The organism is Amycolatopsis sp. DSM 110486, assembly GCF_019468465.1.
In the GTDB taxonomy this organism is placed as follows: Bacteria; Actinomycetota; Actinomycetes; order Mycobacteriales; family Pseudonocardiaceae; genus Amycolatopsis.
In genome coordinates this window covers 902,331-924,237 of sequence record NZ_CP080519.1, presented here as the reverse complement: position 1 = coordinate 924,237, position 21,907 = coordinate 902,331, and the positions used below count along the sequence as shown (strand labels likewise).

22 protein-coding genes and 1 tRNA gene are annotated in these 21,907 nt (G+C 71.6%); 11 read left to right on the top strand and 12 right to left on the bottom strand.

Annotation, left to right across the window (positions count from 1 at the left end):
- The first annotated feature begins 84 nt into the window (after window positions 1-84).
- The 4 genes from K1T34_RS04485 to K1T34_RS04470 are packed head-to-tail and all read left to right on the top strand — an operon-like array spanning window position 85 to window position 3,065.
- Window positions 85-468 (top strand): YciI family protein, encoded by a 384-nt coding sequence (locus tag K1T34_RS04485; protein WP_220243026.1) that lies wholly within the window; start codon window positions 85-87, stop codon window positions 466-468.
- Entirely contained in the window at window positions 468-1,697 is a 1,230-nt protein-coding gene (locus K1T34_RS04480; RefSeq protein WP_220243025.1) for an RNA polymerase sigma factor, read from the top strand. The genes K1T34_RS04485 and K1T34_RS04480 overlap by 1 nt, the downstream gene beginning before the upstream one ends.
- A gap of 59 nt (window positions 1,698-1,756) precedes the next feature.
- Window positions 1,757-2,146: an SgcJ/EcaC family oxidoreductase gene (locus K1T34_RS04475; RefSeq protein ID WP_220243024.1), complete on the top strand. Its 390-nt coding sequence runs from the start codon at window positions 1,757-1,759 to the stop codon at window positions 2,144-2,146.
- Between the two features lies 1 nt (window position 2,147).
- Window positions 2,148-3,065 carry a sigma-70 family RNA polymerase sigma factor gene (locus K1T34_RS04470; protein ID WP_220243023.1) on the top strand — a complete coding sequence of 306 codons (918 nt, stop codon included), beginning with the start codon at window positions 2,148-2,150 and terminating at the stop codon, window positions 3,063-3,065.
- A 3-nt stretch (window positions 3,066-3,068) separates the two neighbouring features.
- Here K1T34_RS04470 and K1T34_RS04465 read toward each other — a convergent pair whose 3' ends face one another.
- From K1T34_RS04465 to K1T34_RS04450, 4 genes are all read right to left on the bottom strand, one after another.
- Window positions 3,069-3,401, bottom strand: a complete 333-nt coding sequence (locus K1T34_RS04465) for a YciI family protein (protein WP_220243022.1) — start codon at window positions 3,399-3,401, stop codon at window positions 3,069-3,071.
- Between the two features lie 33 nt (window positions 3,402-3,434).
- Window positions 3,435-3,902, bottom strand: coding sequence for a nitroreductase family deazaflavin-dependent oxidoreductase (locus K1T34_RS04460; RefSeq protein WP_220243021.1), 468 nt, complete (start codon window positions 3,900-3,902; stop codon window positions 3,435-3,437).
- A 10-nt stretch (window positions 3,903-3,912) separates the two neighbouring features.
- A complete protein-coding gene (locus tag K1T34_RS04455; RefSeq protein WP_220243020.1) occupies window positions 3,913-4,653 on the bottom strand; it encodes a thioesterase II family protein in 741 nt (246 codons plus the stop codon).
- A 70-nt stretch (window positions 4,654-4,723) separates the two neighbouring features.
- Entirely contained in the window at window positions 4,724-5,908 is a 1,185-nt protein-coding gene (locus K1T34_RS04450) for an exo-alpha-sialidase (protein WP_255638306.1), read from the bottom strand.
- Window positions 5,909-6,048: 140 nt separating this feature from the next.
- Between K1T34_RS04450 and K1T34_RS04445 the strand changes: the two genes are divergently transcribed.
- On the top strand, window positions 6,049-6,639 hold the full coding sequence (locus tag K1T34_RS04445; protein WP_220243019.1) for a TetR/AcrR family transcriptional regulator: 591 nt from the start codon (window positions 6,049-6,051) through the stop codon (window positions 6,637-6,639).
- Between the two features lie 53 nt (window positions 6,640-6,692).
- Window positions 6,693-7,307, top strand: coding sequence for an MBL fold metallo-hydrolase (locus K1T34_RS04440; protein WP_220243018.1), 615 nt, complete (start codon window positions 6,693-6,695; stop codon window positions 7,305-7,307).
- Window positions 7,308-7,317: 10 nt separating this feature from the next.
- Here the strand turns inward: K1T34_RS04440 and K1T34_RS04435 are convergent, their stop codons facing one another.
- Window positions 7,318-7,563, bottom strand: coding sequence for a hypothetical protein (locus tag K1T34_RS04435; RefSeq protein ID WP_220243017.1), 246 nt, complete (start codon window positions 7,561-7,563; stop codon window positions 7,318-7,320).
- 192 nt (window positions 7,564-7,755) lie between these two features.
- Here K1T34_RS04435 and K1T34_RS04430 point away from each other — a divergent pair, with 192 nt between their 5' ends.
- On the top strand, window positions 7,756-8,334 hold the full coding sequence (locus tag K1T34_RS04430; RefSeq protein WP_220243016.1) for a TetR/AcrR family transcriptional regulator: 579 nt from the start codon (window positions 7,756-7,758) through the stop codon (window positions 8,332-8,334).
- 77 nt (window positions 8,335-8,411) lie between these two features.
- Here K1T34_RS04430 and K1T34_RS04425 read toward each other — a convergent pair whose 3' ends face one another.
- From K1T34_RS04425 to K1T34_RS04400, 6 genes are all read right to left on the bottom strand, one after another.
- Complete coding sequence (locus K1T34_RS04425) at window positions 8,412-9,272, bottom strand: alpha/beta fold hydrolase (protein ID WP_220243015.1); 861 nt, start codon at window positions 9,270-9,272, stop codon at window positions 8,412-8,414.
- 103 nt (window positions 9,273-9,375) lie between these two features.
- Complete coding sequence (locus K1T34_RS04420) at window positions 9,376-9,732, bottom strand: hypothetical protein (RefSeq protein ID WP_220243014.1); 357 nt, start codon at window positions 9,730-9,732, stop codon at window positions 9,376-9,378.
- Between the two features lie 48 nt (window positions 9,733-9,780).
- Complete coding sequence (locus K1T34_RS04415) at window positions 9,781-9,990, bottom strand: hypothetical protein (protein WP_220243013.1); 210 nt, start codon at window positions 9,988-9,990, stop codon at window positions 9,781-9,783.
- A gap of 370 nt (window positions 9,991-10,360) precedes the next feature.
- A tRNA-Arg gene (locus tag K1T34_RS04410) sits at window positions 10,361-10,437 on the bottom strand.
- Window positions 10,438-11,345: 908 nt separating this feature from the next.
- Entirely contained in the window at window positions 11,346-11,774 is a 429-nt protein-coding gene (locus K1T34_RS04405) for a peptidase inhibitor family I36 protein (RefSeq protein ID WP_220246995.1), read from the bottom strand.
- A gap of 313 nt (window positions 11,775-12,087) precedes the next feature.
- Window positions 12,088-13,155 carry a LacI family DNA-binding transcriptional regulator gene (locus tag K1T34_RS04400; RefSeq protein WP_220243012.1) on the bottom strand — a complete coding sequence of 356 codons (1,068 nt, stop codon included), beginning with the start codon at window positions 13,153-13,155 and terminating at the stop codon, window positions 12,088-12,090.
- Between the two features lie 83 nt (window positions 13,156-13,238).
- Here K1T34_RS04400 and K1T34_RS04395 point away from each other — a divergent pair, with 83 nt between their 5' ends.
- Complete coding sequence (locus K1T34_RS04395) at window positions 13,239-14,420, top strand: MFS transporter (RefSeq protein ID WP_220243011.1); 1,182 nt, start codon at window positions 13,239-13,241, stop codon at window positions 14,418-14,420.
- On the opposite strand, the gene K1T34_RS04390 is transcribed toward K1T34_RS04395, so the two are convergent.
- Window positions 14,394-15,032, bottom strand: a complete 639-nt coding sequence (locus K1T34_RS04390) for a histidine phosphatase family protein (protein WP_220243010.1) — start codon at window positions 15,030-15,032, stop codon at window positions 14,394-14,396. The genes K1T34_RS04395 and K1T34_RS04390 overlap by 27 nt on opposite strands.
- 63 nt (window positions 15,033-15,095) lie before the next feature.
- On the opposite strand from K1T34_RS04390, the gene K1T34_RS04385 reads away from it, so the two are divergent.
- From K1T34_RS04385 to K1T34_RS04375, 3 genes are all read left to right on the top strand, one after another.
- Window positions 15,096-17,114, top strand: a complete 2,019-nt coding sequence (locus K1T34_RS04385) for a cytochrome c oxidase assembly protein (protein ID WP_255638305.1) — start codon at window positions 15,096-15,098, stop codon at window positions 17,112-17,114.
- A gap of 100 nt (window positions 17,115-17,214) precedes the next feature.
- Complete coding sequence (gene ettA, locus K1T34_RS04380; RefSeq protein WP_220243008.1) at window positions 17,215-18,891, top strand: energy-dependent translational throttle protein EttA; 1,677 nt, start codon at window positions 17,215-17,217, stop codon at window positions 18,889-18,891.
- Between the two features lie 14 nt (window positions 18,892-18,905).
- A complete protein-coding gene (locus tag K1T34_RS04375) occupies window positions 18,906-21,494 on the top strand; it encodes a hypothetical protein (RefSeq protein ID WP_220243007.1) in 2,589 nt (862 codons plus the stop codon).
- Window positions 21,495-21,907: the final 413 nt, after the last annotated feature.

Below are 21,907 nucleotides of genomic sequence, written 5' to 3'. Positions count from 1 at the left end.
GGGTCGGAGCGGCGAAGCGCTTCCGGACACGGTCGCGTCCGCTAGGTTGAGGCCGTTCAGGATCCGGCTCCTGGGGAGGACGACGTGAAGTTTCTGCTGACGATGCACATGAACCCCGAGGTCTGGGATGGACTCTCGGAGGAGACCAAGGACTCGGTGATGGCCGGGCACGGGGACTTCATCGCGAAGATCCGCGCGTCGGGGGAGATGATCAACACCCAGGCGCTCGGCGCACCCGCGGACAGCGCCGTGGTGCGCGTGCGCGGCGGCATCCCGGCCGTGACCGACGGGCCGTTCATCGAGTCGAAGGAGTTCCTCGCGGGCTTCTACCTCGTTGAGTGCGAGAACCGGGAACGCGCGCTCGAGGTCGCCGCGATGATCCCCGACGCCGGAATCGAAGGCCTCGGCATCGAGGTCCGCCCGGTCGCGTTCTTCGCCGGAGCCGAGGGCGAGACCGAGTCCGGCTGATGGACGTCGAACTGCTCCGGCCGCTCGTGCCGCAGGTGCTCGGGGTGCTGGTGCGCCGGTACGGCCAGTTCGAGGCCTGCGAGGACGCCGTGCAGGAGGCGCTGCTCGCGGCCGTCGAGCAGTGGGCCGACGGGGACGTGCCCGACAACCCGCGCGCGTGGTTGCTCACCGTCGCGACCCGGCGGCTCACCGACCTCTGGCGCAGCGAGAGCGCTCGCCGCCGGCGCGAAGAGAACCTGGCCGTCCAGGAGGTCACGCAGGCGGTGCCGGGGCCGGGCCCGGACCGCACGCCGGAGCACGACGACACGTTGACGCTGCTGTTCCTCTGCTGCCACCCGGCGGTGACGCCGAGCTCGCAGGTCGCGTTGACGTTGCGCGCGGTCGGGGGCCTGACCACGGCTGAGATCGCGACCGCGTTCCTCGTGCCCGAAGCCACGATGATGCGGCGGATCACGCGCGCGAAGGAGAGCATCGCGGCCGCGGGGTCGACGTTTGCCGAGCCTTCGGCCGAGGACTGGCCTTCGCGGCTGCAGGTCGTGCTCCACGTGCTGTACCTGATCTTCAACGAGGGCTACACCGCGTCTTCGGGCGAGGAACTGCACCGAGTGGAGCTGACGGCGGAAGCGATCCGGCTGACCCGCGCCGTGCGCACGCTCCTGCCCGACGACGGTGAGGTCGCGGGCCTGCTCGCGCTGATGCTGCTCACCGACGCCCGCCGCCCCGCGCGGACGCACGAGGGCGCACTGCTGCCGCTGGCCGATCAGGACCGTCGCTTGTGGACGGTGCCGCTGATCGTCGAGGGCGTCGAACTCGTGAGCCGCACGCTCGAGCGAGGACCCGTGGGTCCGTACCAGGTGCAGGCCGCGATCGCCGCGCTGCACGACCGCGCGGCGAGCACCGAGACCACGGACTGGCCGCAGATCGTCGAGCTCTACGACGTGCTGGCGGAGCTCGCCCCGAGCCCGGTCGTGACGCTCAACCGCGCGATCGCCGTCGCGATGGTCGACGGGCCGGCCGCCGCGCTGGCCCTCCTAGCCACCGTCGAGGACGACAGCCGGCTCAAACAGGGCCATCGCCTCGACGCCGTGCGGGCCCACCTGCTGGAGCTCGCCGGCGACACCGACGCGGCCCACGCGCACTACCTCCGGGCGGCCAAACGGACGTCGAGCCTGCCCGAGCGCCGCTACCTGCAATCGCGAGCCGAGAAGTTTCTGCCGGCACAGCGATGAGTTCCGGGCGGCCCGCCGGTATGTCCCTGCGAAACCACTTCAGGGAAGGGACCACCACGATGACCACCACCGCCACCCCCGCCGAGATCCGCGACCTGCTGACCAGCCTCTACGCCGCGTGGGCCGACAACGACGCCGAGGCGTTCGCCGCGCTGTACACCGAGAACGCGACCGTGGTGATGCCCGGCGTCTTCCACCAGGGCCGCGCCGCAGTGCGCGAGTACATGGGCGCCGCGTTCGCCGGCCCGCTCAAGGGTTCTCGCGGCGTCGACGAGCCGCAGGACGTGCGCGTCGAGGGCGACACCGCGATCGTCGTCAGCCGCGCCGGGATCCTGTTCGCCGGCGAGGAGTCGCTGCCGACCGAACGCGAGCGCATCGCCACCTGGGTCCTGACCCGCGCCGCCGGCTCGTGGTCGGTCGCCGCCTACAGCAACGCCCCGGCGCACTGACGTGCCCGACTTCGCGGCGAGCACCGGTCCGCACCGGGCCGAGCTGGTGGTGCACTGCTACCGCCTGCTCGGCTCGGTGCACGAGGCCGAGGACCTCGTGCAGGAGACGATGCTGCGCGCCTGGCGCGCGTGGGAACGCTACGACAGCACGCGCGCCTCGATCCGGACCTGGCTCTACCGCATCGCGACCAACGCGTGCCTCACCGCGCTCGAAGGCCGCGCCCGCCGTCCGTTGCCGACGGGGCTCGGCGGCCCGAGCGAAGATCCGCTGCAGCCGCTCGTACCGGCGTTCGACGTGCCGTGGCTGCAGCCGCTGCCCGACGACCCGGCCGCCGTCACCGCCGCGCGCTCGGGCGTGCGGCTCGCGTTCGTCGCGGCGATGCAGCTGCTGCCCCCACGTCAACGCGCTGTGCTCGTGCTGCGCGACGTGCTCGATTTCAGCGCCGCAGAGGTCGCCGACTTGCTCGGCACCACCACGGCCTCGGTGAACAGCGCGTTGCAACGCGCGCGAAGCGGGGTCGCCGGGGTGTCGGCCGACGAGCTCACCGAATCCGGCGAAGAGGTGATCGACGACTACGTCCGGGCTTTCGAAAAGGCGGACGTCGAGGCGTTGGTGGCCTTGCTGACCGACGAGGTCGTGCTGGAGATGCCGCCCGTCCCGCTCTGGTACCGCGGCCGCGACGACTACGCCCGCTTCATGGCGCGCGTGTTCGAGATGCGCGGCACGCGCTGGCAGCTGCAGCGCACGCACGCCAACGGCCAGCCGGCCTTCGCCGCTTACTGCTGGGACGGCTCGGACTTCCGCCTGCACACGGTGCAGGTGTTCTCGATCGCCGACGGCCGCGTCGCGCACACCGTCGTGTTCCAGGACCCCGCGGTGTTCGAGGTGTTCGGCCTGGCGCCGGTGCTCACGCGCTGAGACTCAGCCGCCGAGCAGCGGCCGGACCTCGACGCCGCCGTCGAGGACCGGGACGAAACCGCCGATCTCCACGGCGTGGTCGAGGTCGCGCGCGTCGACGATGAAAAAGCCGGCCATGGCCTCCGGGCTCACCGCGAAGGCGCCGGGGGTGACCGACGCGCCGCGAAGCGATCGCGTCATGGCCGAGGGCTGCGTGGCGTACCCGGCGATCAGCGTGCCGCCGGAAGCGGTGATGCGGTCCTCGACGCGGGCGTGCTCTTCGAGCAGCTCGGGCGGGAGATCCGCGCCGCCGCCGGGCGTCTCGCGCTCGTAGATCAGGATCGCGTAGTGCGGCATCCGCCTCTCCTTCGCTCGGCCGAATGGCCCAAGCTACCGGGGCGAGAGGAGGAACACCCGGATTTCGCGATGGGCGGCGCGCACGGCGTACGTGTCGTAGGCGGGCCAGTACCGGGCCACGGCGTCCCACATCTCCTGGCGCTCGTCGCCTTCGAGCAGCCGGGCGCGGACTTCGGTGGTGCGCCCGCGCATGCTGACGGTCGCGTCGGGCTGGGCGAGCAGGTTCGCCGACCACGCGGGTTGTTTCTCGCCGCCCCAGTTGGAGCCGATCACGACGTAGCCCCCGTCGCGTTCGACGTAGAGCAGCGGCACCTGGCGCGGCTCGCCGCTCGTGCGCCCGACCGTGGTCAGCAGCAGGGCCGGCAGACCCAGCGGCGTGCCGACACCCAGGCGTCCGCCGGTCACGCGCAACATCACGCGGTCGGCCGGGACGAGGGCCCGCCCGAGCGCGGCGAACGCGGTGGTCTTGCCGAACCCGGTGAGGAGCTTTCGCAGTCCCATTTCGCGCACCCTACTGGGTGATCACGAGGGTCTTCCGCAGTGCCGCCACCACGTCCGGAAGCCGTTCGGTGAGGTAGAAGTGGCCGCCCGGGTGGGTCGTGAAGTCGAAGCCGCCGGTGGTGTGGGCGGACCAGGCTCGAACGTCCTCGGGGGTCACGCGCGGGTCGTCGGCGCCGGCGTGTGCGTGGATCGGCGCCGCGAGCGGCGGGGCGTCGGGGTGGGTGTGGGTTTCGACGGCGGTGTAGTCGGCGCGCAGCGCGGGGAGGACCAGGGCGCGCAGCTCTTCGTCGGCGAGCACGCGCGGGTCGGTGCCGCTGAGGTTCGCGACTTCGGCGAGCAGGGTGTTGTCGTCGAGCAGGTGTCGGGTGTCGTCGCCCGGGCGGGACGGGGCGCGGCGAGCGGAGACGACGACAGCGTGCGGCCCAGACCCGCGTGCTTCCAGCCGGAGGCCGACTTCGTACGCGAGGGTGGCGCCCATGCTGTGGCCGAAGAGCACCACGGGCACGTCGAGCCACGGCAGCAACGCCTGCGTGATCGCGTCGGCGAGGTCCGGGATCCGCGTGAGCGGCGGTTCGCCGAACCGGTCCTGGCGGCGGGGGTACTGCACGGCGAGCACGTCGACGTCGGGCGAGAGTGCCTTCGAGAACGGGTGGAAGAACGACGCCGATCCGCCCGCGTGCGGGAGGAACACCAGCCGCGCCGGTGCGTCGTCCGCCGGGTGGTAGCGCCGGATCCACCGGTCTTCGGTCATCGCCGTGCCCCCTTCCGCACCGGCCCCCGATCCTGCCGCACCCCCAGGCGCGGCAGGACCGAGGTGTGGGTCAGCGCACGTCGGTGAGCGGGATGCGCTGGAACACCACGCTTTCGTACGGGCCGGCGGTGCCCGTCTCGTAGAGCAGGCCGACCGTCGCCGGGTCGGCTTGCACGAGGTCGGAGTAGCCCGCCGGATTGCTCGTCAGCGTGCGGCCCGCGCGCCACGTGCGCCCGCCGTCGGAGCTGAGCCGCAGCTGCATCACCGCGCGGGTGGCCGGGTCGGCCGGGCCGGAGTACAGCAGCAGCCAAGGGATCGTGGTCTGCAGCACGCTGCCTTCCACCTTCGTGCCGGAGATCCCCGGCTGCACCTGGTACGGCCGCACGAGCGTCTTCCCGCCGTCGAAGCTGTAGCCGTCGACGCGGTGGTCGGCGGCGGAGCCCTGGTTGCGGCTGGTGAAGTACAGCGCGCCCGTGGGCAGCTCGGTCATCGACGTCTCGTTGGCGGCGATCACGCCGTCGGTGCGGTCGTCGGTGAAGCCGATGTGCCAGGTGCGGCCGTTGTCGTCGCTGTAGAGGTCGTGGCCGCCGTAGTACTTCGCCTCCGTGCCGATGTCGGTGGAACCGGCGGGGGGAGCGCTGGAGTGGTTGGCGGGCACCACGATCCGGCCGGCGTGCGGGCCGTGGCGCAGCAGCGTGGCGTGCCCCGGACCGGTGGCGTACCAGCGCCAGGTGGGCAGTTTGGTTTCGGAGGTGATGTCGCGGGTCGGCGTCCAGGTGCGGCCGTTGTCGCGGCTGCTGGACACGAACACGCGGCGGGTGTCCTGCGCGGACGCGGTGCCGGACATGATCTGCGCTTCGCTGACCGGTCCGTTGTGGACGGTCAGCAGCACGAGCTCGCCGTCGCGCGCCACGACCGGTGTGGGGTTGCCGGCGGTGTTGTCGCCGTTGCTGTCCACGACGGTCGGCGGGCTCCAGGTGCAGCCGCCGTCGCGCGAGGTTTTCGACACGGTCTGGATGGCGCCGGAGTCGCCGGCCGAATCGCGCCGGCCTTCGGCGAACGCCACCAGCGACCCGTCGGCGGCGCGCACCACCGCGGGGATGCGGAAGGTGTCGTAGCCCTCGGAGCCGGAGGTGAAGGGCACCGACGACGCGCAGCCGTGGTGCGTGGGTGCGGCCGTGGCCGCGGGGGTGAACGACAGCCCGAGTGCGGCTGCCGCGAGAAGAGTCGTCCCGAACCTGCGGATCGGTGACACGTTCCGCCTCCTCGTCAGTGGGGATGGGGGGAGAGACACAGGACATGGGATGTCCGACGTCCTATGTCCGGACAACCTAGGGAGCGGTGCGGGGTTCGTCAAGGTGTTGTCGCTGCCTACACTCGCGTAGGGTTCCGGCCATGACGGAGGCGCGCACCAGCTACCACCACGGCAACCTGCGGGCGGTGCTGCTCGAGAACGCCGAGCGGGTGCTGGAGGAGTCGGGGCCCGACGAGCTGTCGCTGCGGCAGCTGGCGCGCGACGCGGGGGTGAGCCACGGCGCGCCGCGCCAGCACTTCGCGGACAAGCGGGCGTTGCTCGACGCGCTCGCGGAGCGGGGTTTCGAGCAGCTGGGGCACGAGCTCGAGGCGGCGCGCGCGGACGACGGCGCGCCGTTCGCCGCCGCGCTGCTGGCCTTCGCGCATACGTGGGTCGGTTTCGCGACGCGGCGGCCGGCGCTGCTGGACCTGATGTTCGCGGCGAAGAACCGCGAGGACGCCCGTGACCTGCGGGCGGTGGCGGACCGGACGTTCGCCGCGACGTCGGCGATGATCGCCCGCGCGCAGGCGGGCGGCGACGTGGTGGCGGGTGAGCACGTGGCGTTCGCGATCTTCGCGACGCTGCAGGGGCTCGCGTCTCTGGTGACCAGCGGCATGAGTGGGGCGCGGCCGGTGGCGCAGTTGGTGGACGAGACCATCGCGACGCTTGTCGACGGGCTGCGCCCGCGTTGAGCTGTCGCTATTTGAGACCACCGCGGCTCGTGGTGCGTGCGATCGTCCCGGGCGTGGACGTCGATCTCACGGTGACCGCCGGGAACTACCGCTTCGACGGGGTGTCTTTCGCCGTCGACACGAACATCTGGCTCCTCGGCGACGAGGAGGAGGTGCTGGTGGTCGACGCCGGATTCGACTCGACCGCCATCGCCGCCGCGATCGACGGGCGCGATGTGCTGGGCATCCTGTGCACCCACGCGCACAACGACCACGCCGACGCCGCGCTCGCCCTGGCCGACGCGACGGGTGCGCCCGTGCTGCTGCACCCCGGCGACGCCAAGCTGTGGGCCACGGTCAACCCCGGCCGCCGCCCCGACGCCGAGCTGGCCGATGGGCAGGTGCTCACCGTCGCCGGCTCACCGGTGGTTGTGCTGCACACCCCGGGTCACACGGCGGGTTCGGTGTGTTTGCACCTGCCCGACGAAGGCTTGCTCTTCAGCGGCGACACGCTCCTGTCCGGCGGCCCGGGCATGACCGGCGACGTGATGTCGAGCCGATCGACGCTGCATGATTCGGTGCGCCGGAAATTGCTCGTGCTGCCCGATGAAACGGTGGTGCACCCGGGTCACGGATACGACACCGACATCGGGACCGAGCGCGTGGAATCGTGGGCCGGCCAGATTTGAGCGCCCGTGGTCAGATTCTTTCGCAGGCGATCGTGAGGTCCACGCCGTAGAGCACGTAGGAACACTCGTGCGACGTGTGCTTGGCGTCGGTTTCCGTGCAGGCCAAGGGGAAAACGAGCACGTCGATGGAACAGTAGGCGTAGAACCGGTCCGGGTTGCCGGGCACCTGGTCGGCCGCCGCGGGCAGGGCTGTGGCCACCAGGCCGCCGCACACGAGTGCGCCGGCTGTGGCCCAGGAAGCGATTCGAGTTTTCATCCTCGCCGCCTTTCCTTCGAATGCGGGGTTTCCGCTTTCGGGAAATGTCCGGATTCCGGTGGTTCCACCCCTTGAGTCCCCCAACGTGTCATGGGGGGCGTGGCGGGGCTGTCGTGGGCGTCACGGTCGTCGACGGGGAAAAGATGACGGTCCTCATATATCATGGGGAGAGGTTTCCCTTGAGGAGGACGCATGGGACGCGTGTCACGAGCCGAGGCCGATCGGCACCGCAGTGAGGTCGTCACGGCAGCCGCGCGGCTGTTCCGCGAGCGGGGCGTCGGCGGCGTCAGTGTGGCCGAGCTGATGGGCGAAGTGGGCCTCACGCAGGGCGGGTTCTACCGGCAGTTCGCCTCGAAGGAGGCGCTGGCCGGGGAGGCGGCGGCGGAGGCGTTCGAGCAGCTCGCGGCGCAGCTGCGGCAGATCCCCGAGGCGTCGGTGGGCGAGCGTCGCGCGGAGCTGGCGGCTTCGTACATGTCGCAGGAATCCCGGGATACGCCTGGCGAAGGCTGTCCCGCCACGGCGCTCGGTGGCGAGGCGGCGCGGGACGAGCAGGGGAGCCCGCTGCGCAAGTCGTATGCCGATGGCGTGCGGACGTTCCTCGACGTGCTCGCCGAGTTCGACGGTGAGTCCGCCACGCGGGAGGACCACATGGCGACGCTGGCGACCTTGGTGGGCGCGCTGTACCTGGCCCGGGGGACGGCGGGGGATCCGCTGTCGGACGAGTTCCTGGAAGCCGCGCGCCGGCGGGTGGTCGAGACCGTGCACGAGTGAGTCCTTTGTGGATTTTTGTGTGAACGCACGACAATGGTCCGGCACGGTGGTGCCGGACCATTGTCTGTTGTGGAGGATCAGCCGAGGAAGGCGTTGACGTCGCCGGCGAACTCGGTGGCGTAGTGGAACAGGAAGCCGTGGCCGGCGCCCGGGTAGATCGCGAGGCGGGCGTTGGGCAGGTGGTCCGCCAGGACCTTCGAGTTGGGCGTGGGGACCATGATGTCGTTGTCCCCGTTGGCGACCAGCGTCGGCTGCGTGATGGCGGCGAGGCGCGCGAGGCGGCTCGGGTCCGGGATGCCCCACGAGGTGATCGCGTCGAGCTGCGCGTCGCGGGTGGCGAGCGAGACGCCCTCGTCGCGGTCCTCGGTGCGGGTGAAGATGCGCTGCACGAACTCCCAGCCCTTCGCGACGCCGGTCGGGGTCTTCGCGAAGAACAGGTGCAGCAGGTGCTCGGCGGCGGGCTCGTCGGACTTGGCGGCGGTGCCGGTCTCGCCGGTCCAGGTGTGGAAGCCGAAGCCGCCTTCGTGGCTGGTGCCGGCGAGCACGAGCCGGTGCACCAGCAGGGGCCGGATGAGGGTGAGTTCCTGCGCGACGAACCCGCCGAGTGAGAAGCCGAGCACGTCGACGTCGGTGAGCCCGAGCGCGTCGAGGAAGGCCAGCGCGTCGTGCGCCATGGCGGTGATGGTGCGCGGGGTGGCGCCCGAGCTGCCGCCGACGCCGGTGTTGTCGAACAGGATCACCTCGCGCTCGGCTGCGATCGCGTCGACCAGCTGCGGGTCCCAGTTGTCGAGGTTGCCGCGGAAGTGCTGCAGGAACACGAGCGGGCGCACGTCGCGCTCGGTGTTGCCGAAGCGGCGGTAGGCGTAGGTCACGCCGTTGCCGGCCTCGATGGTGAGGTTCGGGGTGGTCAGCTGGCTGGGGGTGATGGTCTGCGACATCTCCGGGACTCCTTCGACTGGGTCGATCTGCTGGTTTAGATTATGCACCTCATCTATTTATGATCGATAGATGACGTGCATCACCTAAACGGGGTGTCTCGGGCTAGTCCAGGGGTTCCAGGCGCAGCACGGTCGTGAGCCGCCTGTCCGGGAAGTTCGCGGCCCGGGTCTCGAGTACCGGCTGCGCTTCTTCGTCGCCAACGGGCCGGACGCGCCGGACGGTGTCCCGCCCTTGGGGCCCGTCGCGCTCCACGCGGCAGTACCCGGCGGCGAGCAGGTTGCGCACCCAGCCGCGGCCGTCGGGCGCGCAGACGTACTGCCGGCCGTCCAGCTCCGTGACGTTCAGCACCACCGGCCGCGACTCCCCGGACCGCCGTCCGACGACGTCGACGACCCTGAGCACCGGCACCCCGACCGCGTACGGTTCGACGGGGGCTTCCCGCACCTGCTCGACGTTCACGACCCCTCCCTTCGTCACTCGAAGATACGGTTCGCCTACGGTCGGGCGTCAGGCAGCGTCCGATGTGGACTGTCCGATGGTTGTCCTGTCGTTCTTCGGTTCTTCTTCCGCGGCGAAGTCGAACACCAGCTGAACTGCGGGTGGTGTGCGGCGGCGTCTGCGCGGTGTGCCGCCGAGCGGGAACGGCGCGGCCGGGTTTTCACCGTGCTGCTGCGGGTGATCGGCGAGGTAACGCAGCTTGAGCAGGTGCCGCCGCACGAGCCCGGCGGGCGCCGCGCCTCGTCGAACAACGCACGCGCCACCTGGTTCCCGGCGCGCCGCCGGTTTCGCGATTCGTTGTGGTCCACGGGGTCCTCGAGGGGTTCGTTGTGGCTGCGCGTGACCGCTCCGTCGCGCATTCCGCGTGGCGGCGCCAGATAACAAGCGTGTCTCAAGTGGAACTCGGCCCGGAACTGTTGGCCCATTCGGCCGCTGCGCGATCCGGCGTCCGGTCGTGTGGAAGATCGACGGCCGGTGCGGGCCGTCCACAGTGGGCGCTCTCGCCCGCGCCGACGCGACCCGTGGCGTGGCGCCGATTTCTCGGCCACGGCGGATGCCGCGCGCTGACTGCGCGCGGCATTTCCGCTGGTGGTGCCCCCGGCAGGACTCGAACCTGCGACCTAGAGATTAGAAGGCTCTTGCTCTATCCAGCTGAGCTACGAGGGCCCGGGTCGACGACGGTTGCCGATCTCCAGCACCGGCAGCTTAGTCGTCGCCATCCTCTCGATCGTTCGACACCGTCGAATCGTTTCAGGTCTCGTTCGCCGGATTCGCCGGATGCCGCGCCCCCGCCTGGTCCCCGCGCGGGTGATCTTGGTCGTTGCCGCGGCGGCCCGGCGGCGGCGCGTTCACCAGCGGTTCATCGGACGCTCCGGGCTTCCCCGCGGCCGTTGCCCGCCCACGACATCCCGCTCGAATGGGTGGGATCGCCACGGCGTCTTTTTTGGCGTGCGCGGCAGGGGTCTCGGTGGGGTGGTGAGAGGCGTGGTTTCGGCAGGTCGTCGGGCGGGAGTCGGGGTGCATGGGGGGTTCCTCGTGGGGTTGTGGCCGGGACTTCGGCCAGTGGTGATGAATGGGTAGCCCAGCTGACTGTGAAGAGAGTTCGCGGACGCGGTTGACGGACGGCTGGGGACAGCGGTGGGGACCGGGGGAAGGCCCCGTGGGCGCGCTGGACACGGGGAAGGTGGCGCGCCCACGGGGGTGGGGCCGTTCGGGGGACGGCCCCGGGGGCCGGCGATCGGTGGGGCGGCGCGGTGGGGGCCGCGGGATGACCGATCAGCCGGTCCCGGTCGGGTGGTCGAGGTCAAGTGACGAGGAGGTGGAAGGTCCCGGGGGCACGGTGGTGCGCGTGCCGCCCGGGTTGGTGGGCAGGGTGTGGCGGCTCCGGGGCGATCAAGACGGGTGGGGGCCCGGGCGCCTCGGGGTGAGGTCGCTGGTGGGGATCGCCTTGCAGTGAGCGAGCCGGGTGAGCCGCCCGGAGGTGGGCAAGCCCGGTGAGCACGCCGGATGAGGGCGCCCCGGGGTGGCAAGTGGGGTGCGTGCGCCCCGGGGCGGAGGTCGGCGCGGTGGCCGCGTCAGTTCCAGATTTTGATGGCGCGAACCACGAAGGGAGATTGCGGAACGTAAGTGCCGCCACCCGGGTAGGTGGTGAAGTCTCCCTCGGTCGTGCATTCTTCGCTTTGGTAGATGGTGACGTCGCGGGTCAGGCGGTTGACGAAGGAATGCCCTTCGAATCCCTCGGGCAGGGGAATGCAGTCTTCGGGATTGGCGGTGCGGAGGTCGTAGTGCTGAGTGGTGCCGGAGTAGGTTTCGGTGGTCCAGAGGCACAGTTCGCCGACGGCGCAAGCCGGGTCGGAAGTGGCGGTCGGGGCCGGAATGGTGAGTGCCGAGCCGGGAGTCGCAGGGGTGAAGTGCTCGGCCGCCGGGGAGGCGTGGGTGATGCCGTGAGCCGACGGAGCGGCGGAACCGTGCACGGCCTGCCCCGAAGGAGCAGCAGAAGCCATCCCTGTCCCCGCCAGCAAACCGGCCGTCGCCAGGAGCAGGACGCGCGGCAGGCGCGCCGGCAAACCCGGCAGGCGGGACGGAGTCGTGGGCCGGCCGGAGTGGCCGGGGAACACGGGCAGCTTCGGCAGCAGGCGTCGGAACATCGTGGGAACTCCCCCCTCGGTGGCGGCCGGAGTGGGCCGCCGTGGAATGTGTGGTTCCTACGATGGCGGGTGGGGGTGGGTTTGTCTGCCCGCATTCCTACGTCTGTGGACAAGTAGTATTCCGTCGCTCGAACGGCGCGAGTTGTCCACAGATCGGTGAACGGTATTGCTAAACGGCGGCCGTGCTGTTTCGGCGGATCAACGACACCGGCAGCACGACCGGCGGAGGCGGATTCTCGCCGGACATCAAGTGCAGGATCAGCTCGCCCGCGGTGCGCCCCTTGCCGGCGAGGTCCTGGCGGACGGTGGTCAGCGGCGGCTCCGCCCAGGCGGCCTGCGGGGTGTCGTCGAAGCCGACCACCGAGACGTCGTCCGGCACGCGAAGGCCCAGCTGCCGGGCGGCGGCGACGGCGGCCAGCGCCAGCTGGTCGGACATGCACAGCAGCGCCGTCGGCCGGGGCGTGCCGGTCAGGAGCTCGGCCGCGCTCGCCCGGGCGGTGTCCGCCGACAGCCACGGCGCCTCGGACACCGCGACGTCGGTCACGCCCGCCGCGGACAGCGTCGACAGGTAGCCCGCCAGGCGCTCGCGCGTGCCGTGGAACGAGCTCGCCCGCGCGGACTCCAGACCGGACGGGCCGTCGGGTGACTGCCGCGGCGCCGACAGGATCGCGAAGCGCCGGTGCCCCAGCTCCAGCAGGTGCCGCGCCGCCAGCGCGGCCCCGGCCCGGTCGTCGCAGCCGACGCGGGCGGTGTCCGGCAGCAGGGGCTGGTCGATCACCACCAGCGGCAGCCCCCGGTCGCGCACGGCCTCCAGCGCCAGGCTGCCGTCGGCCAGCGAGTAGGCCACGGCGATGTCCGCCTGCGCGGCCAGCACGCGCTCGGCAGGCGGCCCGCCGTGGGCTTCGCCGCCGGGCAACAGCAGCAGCGCGTGGCCGGTCGGCTCCACCGCCTTCGCGAGCGCGTCGAGCGTGATCGACAGCGCCGGGTCCGAGAACGCCGCCGACAGCGACGCGTCGAGCAGGAACGCGATCGCGCCAGTCCGGCTCGTGGCGAGGCTGCGCGCGGTCGGGTTCGGTCCGGGGTAGCCGAGGTCCTTGGCCGCGCGCAGCACCTGCTCCCGCAGCTGCGCGGACAGCTGGTCAGGCCGGTTGTAGGCGTTCGAGACGGTCGCGCGGGACACCCCGACCGCCTCGGCGACGTCGTCCAGCGTCGGGCGCCGGCGCCGGGTGCTCGTCATCGGCGGAGCATAGCGCGGCCTTGACCGTCTGAAGCGCTTAAGTCATTCTGGGCCAAGGGCTCCCGGCAGAGAGGCAGGCGGCGATGCGCGACCGGACGGCGGTATTCGCGGTCTTCGCGCTGAACGGGGCGGCCCTCGGTTCGTGGGCCCCGCGCACGCCCGCCATCGCCGCCCACGTGCACGCCGTGCCGGGCGTCTTCGGGCTCGCGCTGCTCGGCGCGAGTGTCGGGATGCTCTGTGCCGCACCGATTTCCGGCCGGATCACCGAACGCGTGGGTGCCCGCGCGGCCGTCGCGGGCAGCACCGTGGTGGCCGCCGTCGCGCTCGTGCTCGTCGGGTTCGCGCCGAACGTGCCGTTGCTCGCCGGTGCCCTGTTCGTCCTCGGCGCGGGCGTGGGGTCCCTCGACGTCGCCATGAACATCGCGGGCGTCGCCGTCGAGCGCCGCACCGGTCGCGCCGTGATGCCGACACTGCACGCAGGGTTCAGCTTCGGCGCACTCGGTGGCTCCCTGCTCGCCGGGCTGGCCGCAGGGCACGGCTGGTCGCCCGCGCGGCACCTCTCCGTGGCCGCTGTGGTGGCACTGGTCGTGCTCGTCGCCGTGCTCAAGGCTGTGCCGGGAGACCGGCCGCCGAAGGAGACCACGCCGCCGGAACGCGGGAAAGCGCCGATCCGCCGGCCCGCGCTGTGGCTGCTCGCGGCCGTCGCGCTGTGCTCGGCAATCGCCGAGGGCGCGAGTTCCGACTGGTCGGCCTTGCTCATGGTGACCGTCCACGGCGTCGGCCAGGGCGCGGCGGCGCTGGCCTACTCGGGGTTCTCGCTGGCCATGGCGCTCGCGCGGCTCGGCGGCGCGTGGAGCCAGGAACGTTTCGGCGCCACACGTTCCCTCGCCGTCGGCGCGGGCGTCGCGGCGATCGGCCTCGTCTGCACCGCCGTGTTCACGCCGGCCGCCTTCGCGTACGTCGGCTTCGCGCTGGCCGGCGCCGGCCTCGCCGCGGCGTTCCCGCTGGCCCTGAGCCTCGCCGGCAGCGCCGGGAAACGCGCCGACGGCGGAGGCGGCGAACGCGAGCTGGCGTTCGTCAGCACCATCGCCTACTCCGGCTTCCTCGCGGGTCCGCCGATGATCGGCGGCATCGCGCAGGCGACGTCCTACTCCGTGTCGTTCGTAGTCGTCGGCCTCATCGCCGCGCTGATCGTGCCGGCCGCCCTCGTCGCGGCCCGCGCGCGCCGGCGTGAGGAGCTAGCCCTGGGTCTCCCCGTCCGGTGACTCGCGCCACTGCCCGAACGGCCGGTCGAGCGACCACTTGTCCCCGTCGTGCTCCAGCACGCGGTGCTCGCACGTGCGCAGGTTCGACAGCGACTCGAACAGGTCCACGCTCCAGCCGAACAGCCGGCGGCACAGCAGCCGCAGCGTGAGGCCGTGGGAGACGATCAGCACGCTGCGCGGGTGAGTTCCGCCACTGTGCAGCAGCTCGGCGAGGAAACCGGCCACGCGGTCGTCCACGTCGGCGCCCGACTCGCCGAACGGCAGCCGGTAGAAGAAGTGCCCGAACTCGTGCCGCCGCTGCCGCTGCACCTCCTGGTCCTGCGGGTCTTGCAGGTTGCCCCAGTCCTGTTCGCGCAGCCGCGGCTCCTGCACCACGCGGTCGCAGGCGCTCTCGATGCTCAGCAGCCGCAGCGTCTCGCGCGTACGCAGGTAGGGGCTCACGTACACGGCCGGACGCTCGCCCCGCAGCAGTTCCTTGATGACCGGTCCCGTCGCGACGGCCTCGGCCCGGCCGGTCTCCGTCAGCGGAATCGCGTGGTCCGGGATCCGGGTGTAGGCGAGTTGGTCGACGCTCCCGAGGGACTCGGCGTGACGCAGCAGGATGATCCGCACGAAACCATCATGCCCGTCCGCACCCCCGTGCCGTGGGAAACGCGACCGGCCTAGTCTCGAATGGTGAGCACGGACGCAGTGACGAAACCCGAACCGACCGCGCGGCGCAGGACCAGCGTGCTGCCGCTGCTCTCGGTGGGCGTGCTGCTCGCCGCGGTCGTGGCGGTCGGGCTCGTGGCGCTCACCGGTGGCGCCGGCTACCTGATCACCGGGCTGCCCGACCCGGGGCTGGTCACGCGCTACGGCATCACGGTCGTCCGGGTGCTCGCCGAAGCCGCGTCCGTGGTCTGCGTCGGCGCGTTGCTGCTGGCCGCGTTCCTGGTGCCGCCGCAGAAGTCCGGCACGCTGGGGCCCGAGGGCTACGCCGCCGTGCGCGCGGCCGGCATCGCCGCCTGGGTCTGGTTCGCCTCGTCGCTGCTCTCGGTGGCCTTCACCGCGGCCGACGGCGCCGGCAAGCCGTTCCTGGAAGTCCTTTCGCCCCAGACCCTCCTGGACCTCGTCGACGCGATCGAGCAGCCCAAGGCGTGGCTGTGGACGGCGCTCATCGCGGTGCTGCTCGCGCTCGGCTGCCGGCTCGTGCTCACGTGGGGCTGGACGGCCGTGCTGTTCTTCGTGGCCGTCGCGGGCCTGATCCCGGTGGCCGTCACGGGGCACTCCGCGAGCGGCGGCTCGCACGACATGGCCACCAACAGCCTGCTGTTCCACCTGATCGCGGCCGCGCTGTGGGTCGGCGGGCTCGTGGCGCTCCTGGCTCTCGGCTGGCGCCGGGGAGCGCACCTGTCGCTCGCGGCCCGGCGGTTCTCCAAGCTGGCCCTGGTCTGCTGGGTCGTGATGGCGATCTCCGGCGTGATCAACGCGCTGGTGCGCATCAACCTCGGCGACCTGTTCACCACCGACTACGGCCTGCTCGTGGTCGCGAAGGTCGTCGCGCTGCTGCTGCTCGGCGTGTTCGGCCATCAGCAGCGCCAGCGCGGCGTGCGCGACCTCGTCGACGGCAAGGGCGGCGGCCAGCTGCTGCGGCTGGCGGCCGTCGAGGTGCTGATCATGTTCGTGACGCTCGGCATCGCGTCCGGCCTCGCCCGCACACCACCACCGGCCGACGCGGTCACCCAGCCCTCGACCACCGAGCTGCTCATCGGCTACAACCTCGACGGCGCGCCCACCTTCTGGCGCCTGCTCACCGACTGGCGCTTCGACCTCATCTACGGCACCGCCGCGATCGTCCTGGCCGGGCTCTACCTCGCCGGCGTATGGCGGCTGCGCAAACGCGGCGACTCGTGGCCCACCGGCCGGATCGTCGCGTGGCTCGCCGGCTGCCTGGTGCTCCTGATCGCCACGTCGTCGGGCATCGGCCGCTACTCGCCGGCGATGTTCAGCGTGCACATGGGCACGCACATGCTGCTGTCGATGGTCGTGCCCGTCCTGCTGGTGCTGGGCGGCCCTGTGACGCTCGCGCTGCGCGCCCTGCCGACCGCGGGTGCCGGCGCGCCTCCAGGGCCGCGTGAGTGGCTCCTGGCGGCTGTCCACTCGCCGGTGTCGCGGTTCCTGACACACCCGGTCGTCGCGCTGCTGCTGTTCGTCGGCTCGTTCTACGCGCTGTACTTCTCCGGCCTGTTCGACGCCGCGCTGAACTACCACTGGGCGCACCTGGCGATGAACGCCCACTTCCTGCTCGCCGGCTACGTCTTCTACTGGCCGGTGATCGGCGTCGACCCGGCGCCGCGCAAGATCCCGCCGGTCGGCCGGCTCGGGATGATGTTCGCGGCCATGCCGTTCCACGCGTTCTTCGGCGTGATCCTGATGAACATGCAGTACGTGATCGGCCAGGAGTTCTACCAGTCGCTGCGGCTGCCGTTTGTCGGCGACCTGCTCACCGACCAGCGTCTCGGTGGCGGCATCGCGTGGGCCGCGGGCGAGGTTCCCGTGCTGCTGGTGCTGATCGCGCTGCTGGTGCAGTGGGCGCGCGCCGACGAGCGCGAGGCCAAGCGGAAGGACCGCCGCGAGGAGAATACGGGCGGCGAGGAACTGAACGCCTACAACGCGATGCTCAAGAACCTCGCAGACGGCAAACGGGTCGAATGACCGCGCCGATGATGTCGTCCGCGTGATGTGCGCATGACCCTCGGTAGCGCGGTGGTGACCGCCGTCAGGGCGCGGATCGGGCCACTCTACGATCGCTTTCATGGCCGAGTTCATCTACACCATGAAGAAGGTGCGCAAGACCGTCGGGGACAAGGTCATCCTCGACGACGTCAGCACCGCGTTCTACCCCGGCGCCAAGATCGGCGTGGTGGGGCCGAACGGTGCCGGTAAGTCCACCGTTCTCAAGATCATGGCGGGGATCGAGCAGGCCAGCAACGGCGAGGCGTTCCTGCAGCCGGGTGCCACCGTCGGCATCCTCATGCAGGAGCCGCAGCTCGACGAGACGAAGACCGTCCGCCAGAACGTCGAGGAAGGCCTCGGCGAGACCAAGCTGAAGCTCGACCGCTACAACGAGATCGCCGAGCTCATGGCGACCGACTACAGCGATGAGCTCATGGAGGAGATGGGCCAGCTCCAGGAGGACCTCGACCACGCCGACGCGTGGGAGCTCGACTCCACGGTCGAGCAGGCCATGGACGCCCTGCGCTGCCCGCCGCCGGACGAGGCCGTGACCCACCTCTCCGGTGGTGAGCGCCGTCGCGTCGCGCTGTGCAAGCTGTTGCTGTCCGCGCCCGACCTGCTGCTGCTCGACGAGCCCACCAACCACCTGGACGCCGAAAGCGTGCTGTGGCTGGAGCAGTTCCTCATGAAGTACGCCGGCGCCGTGCTGGCCGTGACCCACGACCGGTACTTCCTCGACAACGTGGCCGAGTGGATCATGGAGCTCGACCGCGGCCACGTCGTCGGCTACGAGGGCAACTACTCCACGTACCTGGAGAAGAAGCGCGAGCGCCTCGAGGTCCAGGGCAAGAAGGACGCGAAGCTCGCCAAGCGCCTGAAGTCCGAGCTCGAGTGGGTCCGCTCCAACGCCAAGGCCCGCCAGACCAAGTCGCGCTCGCGCCTCGACCGCTACGAGGAAATGGCGGCGGAGGCCGACAAGTACCGCAAACTCGACTTCGAAGAGATCCAGATCCCGCCGGGTCCGCGTCTGGGCAGCGTGGTCGTGGAGGTCGAGAAGCTGAACAAGGGCTTCGACGGCCGCGTGCTCATCGACGGGCTGTCGTTCGACTTGCCGCGCAACGGCATCGTCGGCGTGATCGGCCCCAACGGTGTCGGCAAGACCACACTGTTCAAGACCATCGTCGGGCTCGAGGAGCCGGACGGCGGCAAGGTCAAGATCGGCGAGACGGTCAAGCTGTCCTATGTGGACCAGAACCGTGCCGGCATCGACCCGAAGAAGACGGTGTGGGAGGTCGTGTCGGACAAGCTCGACTACATCCACGTCGGGCAGACCGAAATGCCTTCGCGCGCGTACGTGAGCGCGTTCGGCTTCAAGGGGCCGGACCAGCAGAAGCCGGCGGGCGTGCTCTCCGGTGGTGAGCGCAACCGGCTGAACCTGGCGATGACGCTCAAGCAGGGTGGAAACCTGATCCTGCTGGACGAGCCGACCAACGACCTGGACGTGGAAACGCTGGGCTCGCTGGAGAACGCGCTGGAGCAGTTCCCCGGGTGCGCCGTGGTCATCTCTCACGACCGGTGGTTCCTCGACCGGGTCGCCACGCACATCCTGGCCTGGGAAGGCACCGACGAGAACCCGGCGCAGTGGTTCTGGTTCGAGGGCAACTTCGAGGGCTATGAGAAGAACAAGGTCGAGCGCCTCGGCGCCGAAGCGGCGCGGCCGCACCGGGTCACTCATCGCAAACTGAAGCGCGACTGACGTCGGGGGCCGGAGTGGAAGCCAGCAGGCACAACCGGTCGAGCTCGCCCGCACCCGCGGGCGGGCGGCTCGCTGCTGCCGGCGGGGCGACCCTCTCCGACCTCGGGCGGCTGATCGAGCGTGCGGACGCGCTGCACCTGCGCGCGCCCGAACTCGCCTTGGTGCTCGGCGAGCGCGCGGCCGCGCTCGCCGAGACCGCGGGTGCGGACGAGCAGTGGATCCGCGCCGAAAGCCTCGTGGTCGCGGCGCGCGTGCGCCTCGGCGGTCGCACGTCGACCGTCGGGCGCGCCGTTGCCGCCCTGCGGGCCGCGGAGCACGCCGGATACACCGACACGGCCGCGCGGCTGCGGATCGACCTGGCCGTGTGCGCGCGCAGCCTCGGCACGCCGCTGACCGGGCTCGCGGCGTTGCGGCCTGTGCTGTCGGAGCCGGCGGTTTCGGCCGTGCACCGCGCGGAAGCGCTGTGCCACCTCGTGGGCTGCCTCGCGCAGTTCGGCCGCAAGCCGGAGCTCGACCGCGTGCTCGTCGAAGCCGACAAGCTGGTGGTCGCCGACGAGTCGCTCGACGCCGACACCCGGCTGCTCGTGCGGGCGTTGCTGCGCAACGGAGCCGCGGCCCACCGGCGCCGCCATGGTGACCTCACCGCGGCGGCCGACGCCGCCCGCACCGGCCTCGGTTTCCTGGAGAAGCTGGACAAACCCGGCGACGACGGCGGCCTCGTGCGCGTGCGGCTCGTGCTGCAGCTCGTGAGCACGCTGCTCGACCGCGGCGACACTGCCATGGCGTATGACATCGCCGAACCCATGCTGAACGAGCCCGTGCGCGCGGCCGGTGTCGCGCCCACGGCATGGCTGCGGCTGGCCGTCGCGACGCGCATCCACCTGCCGGCCGGTGCCGGCGACGCCGCGTCCGAGCAGGTGCGCGAAGCCGTGGCGAGCACCGATCGCCACGGGCTGTCCGCCATCACTTCGCGGCTGTGGCTGGAACTGGCGCAGATCGAGGAACGGTTCGGCAGCGCCGAGGAAGCCATCGCGTGCCTGCACCGCTCGCGCGCGGCGGAACACGTCCACTCGCGGGCGCGCCGCCAGGCGTGCGGGCTGCTCGCGGGCGAGTTCGGCGCGGACACGGTGGCGCCGCTGGACCTCGACGACGTGATCGCGCGGTCGGCGCCGCAGGGTGGCCGTCCGGTGCCGATGGCCGTCGAGCCGCCGGTCCGCGACGTCGAGACGACGGCGTTGATCCGGGCGATCCCCGCGGAACCGGCTGCCGCGGAACCGACTGCCCCGGAACCGGCCGCTGCGAAGCCGTCCGTGGCGAAGGCTCAGCGCGCGGAAACCCAGCCGCGGAAGGAAACCCGGTCGCGTGCGGAAACCCCGGCGCGGCCGGAAGCACAGCCGCGGCCGGCCGCTCCGGCGGAGACGACGTATGTGCGGGCGGCCGGTTCGGTGCCGGAGAAACCCGTTCGCAAGCCGGCGAAATCCGGACCGAAGACGCCGACGTGGTCCTTCGGGCGAGCGGCCGCGGAGTCGGAGGCCGAGCGGACGTCGGTGATCCCGGTGATCCGTGACGAGCCGGAACCCGCGGCGCCCGCCGAGCGAACGGAGGCCCCGGCCGAACAGGTCGCGCGCTTCACGCTGTCCGCGCCGCGCGCCGAGGCTCCGGAACGACCGCGCGTCGCCGAGCCGCCCGCGCCGCCGGCCAAGCGGCCTGTGAACGGATCGCACTCGTCTTCCCGCCAGGCTCGTGCGGAAACGGGCCGCCGGGCGGCACCCGAGCGGCCGGCGGGGTTGCCGGGCTGGGTCAAGCCGTTCAAGAAGCTCGAAGCCGTGCCGGCTCCGCAGCCGAAGCCGGAACCCGTGGCCGAGGTCGTGCGCGAAGAGCCGGCGCCGCGGCCCCCTGCCGTGGCCGAGGACCTGCCGCGGCTGTCGCTGCCGGACCTTTCGGACATCCTGCCCGAGCTGCCGATGGCCCCCGCGCCCGCGGACGATCCCGCCGCGCCGCTCTGGGAGGGCGACGAGTGGGCCCGCGAGGAACGCGCCCGCCGCGACGAGGTCTCCCGCGGCCGCAAGACCCGGCACGACGCGGAACACGGTTCTGTCGCGGCTCGGTCCGTGCTGGACCGCCTGGGGATCTCCGCAGGCGGCGGTGGCGGTCGCCGACGCGCCGACGAGGCCGGGGCGCGCGAGGAAACCGCGCGCACGGAGGAACCCGAGGCGGTTTCCGACGTGACGGACCCGCCGTGGAAGCGCGAGTCCCCGGACCTGGCGCCGGCGCCGCGTGACGAACAGGTGTCCGAGGAAGCCGTGGACCCGTGGCTGCCCCGGCTGCGGATGCCGCCGGCTCTGGACCCGCTCGAGGACTTCGACTCGTGGACGCCGACGTCGCAGCCCTTCCCGGAGAGCTACGCCCGCGCGATCGCCGAGGACGAGCCGCCGCCGGACGCCGGGCTGGCCGAGCTGCTGGCCCGCGCGCTGGCCGAACACCAGGCGGGAACGGCGAGTGCCGCCGCGCTGGTCAAGCGGCTGGGCTCGGAAGACGACGACAAGAAGCGTCGCCCGGTCAACGGGCACGCGTCGGCGGAGCGCAAGCGCAACGGGGACTGACGTCCTCGCCCGAACCACGAGCACCTTTGCGGCACCACGAAAACAGCGTTTGAGTGCCGTCGCTTTGGGGTACCTGGGCAACGGTGTCGCCCGTCCGGGCGGTTTCGGTGTGGGAATCCTCGCAGTCGGGCGAGGCAACCTTTTCCGGTTTGGCCGCCAGGCTCCGTGCGGCCCCCGGACGACTGAACCGATCACGAACCCGATCCCGCCGCCACGGCCCGCGTCGCCCGGCGCCGCGGCGCGCCCGGTGCCAAGGGATTCCCCGGTGGACGAGGGCATCCGGCGGCCCCGCAGCTGAACCGATCAATGCCGGGAAACCCCCAGTCACATAAGGTAAATTTAAGTCTGGACAACTCCTGGTCTTTGTCACGGGCCCGGCGGGGTCGGATTAGTGTGGGGGTGTCCGCCACGTT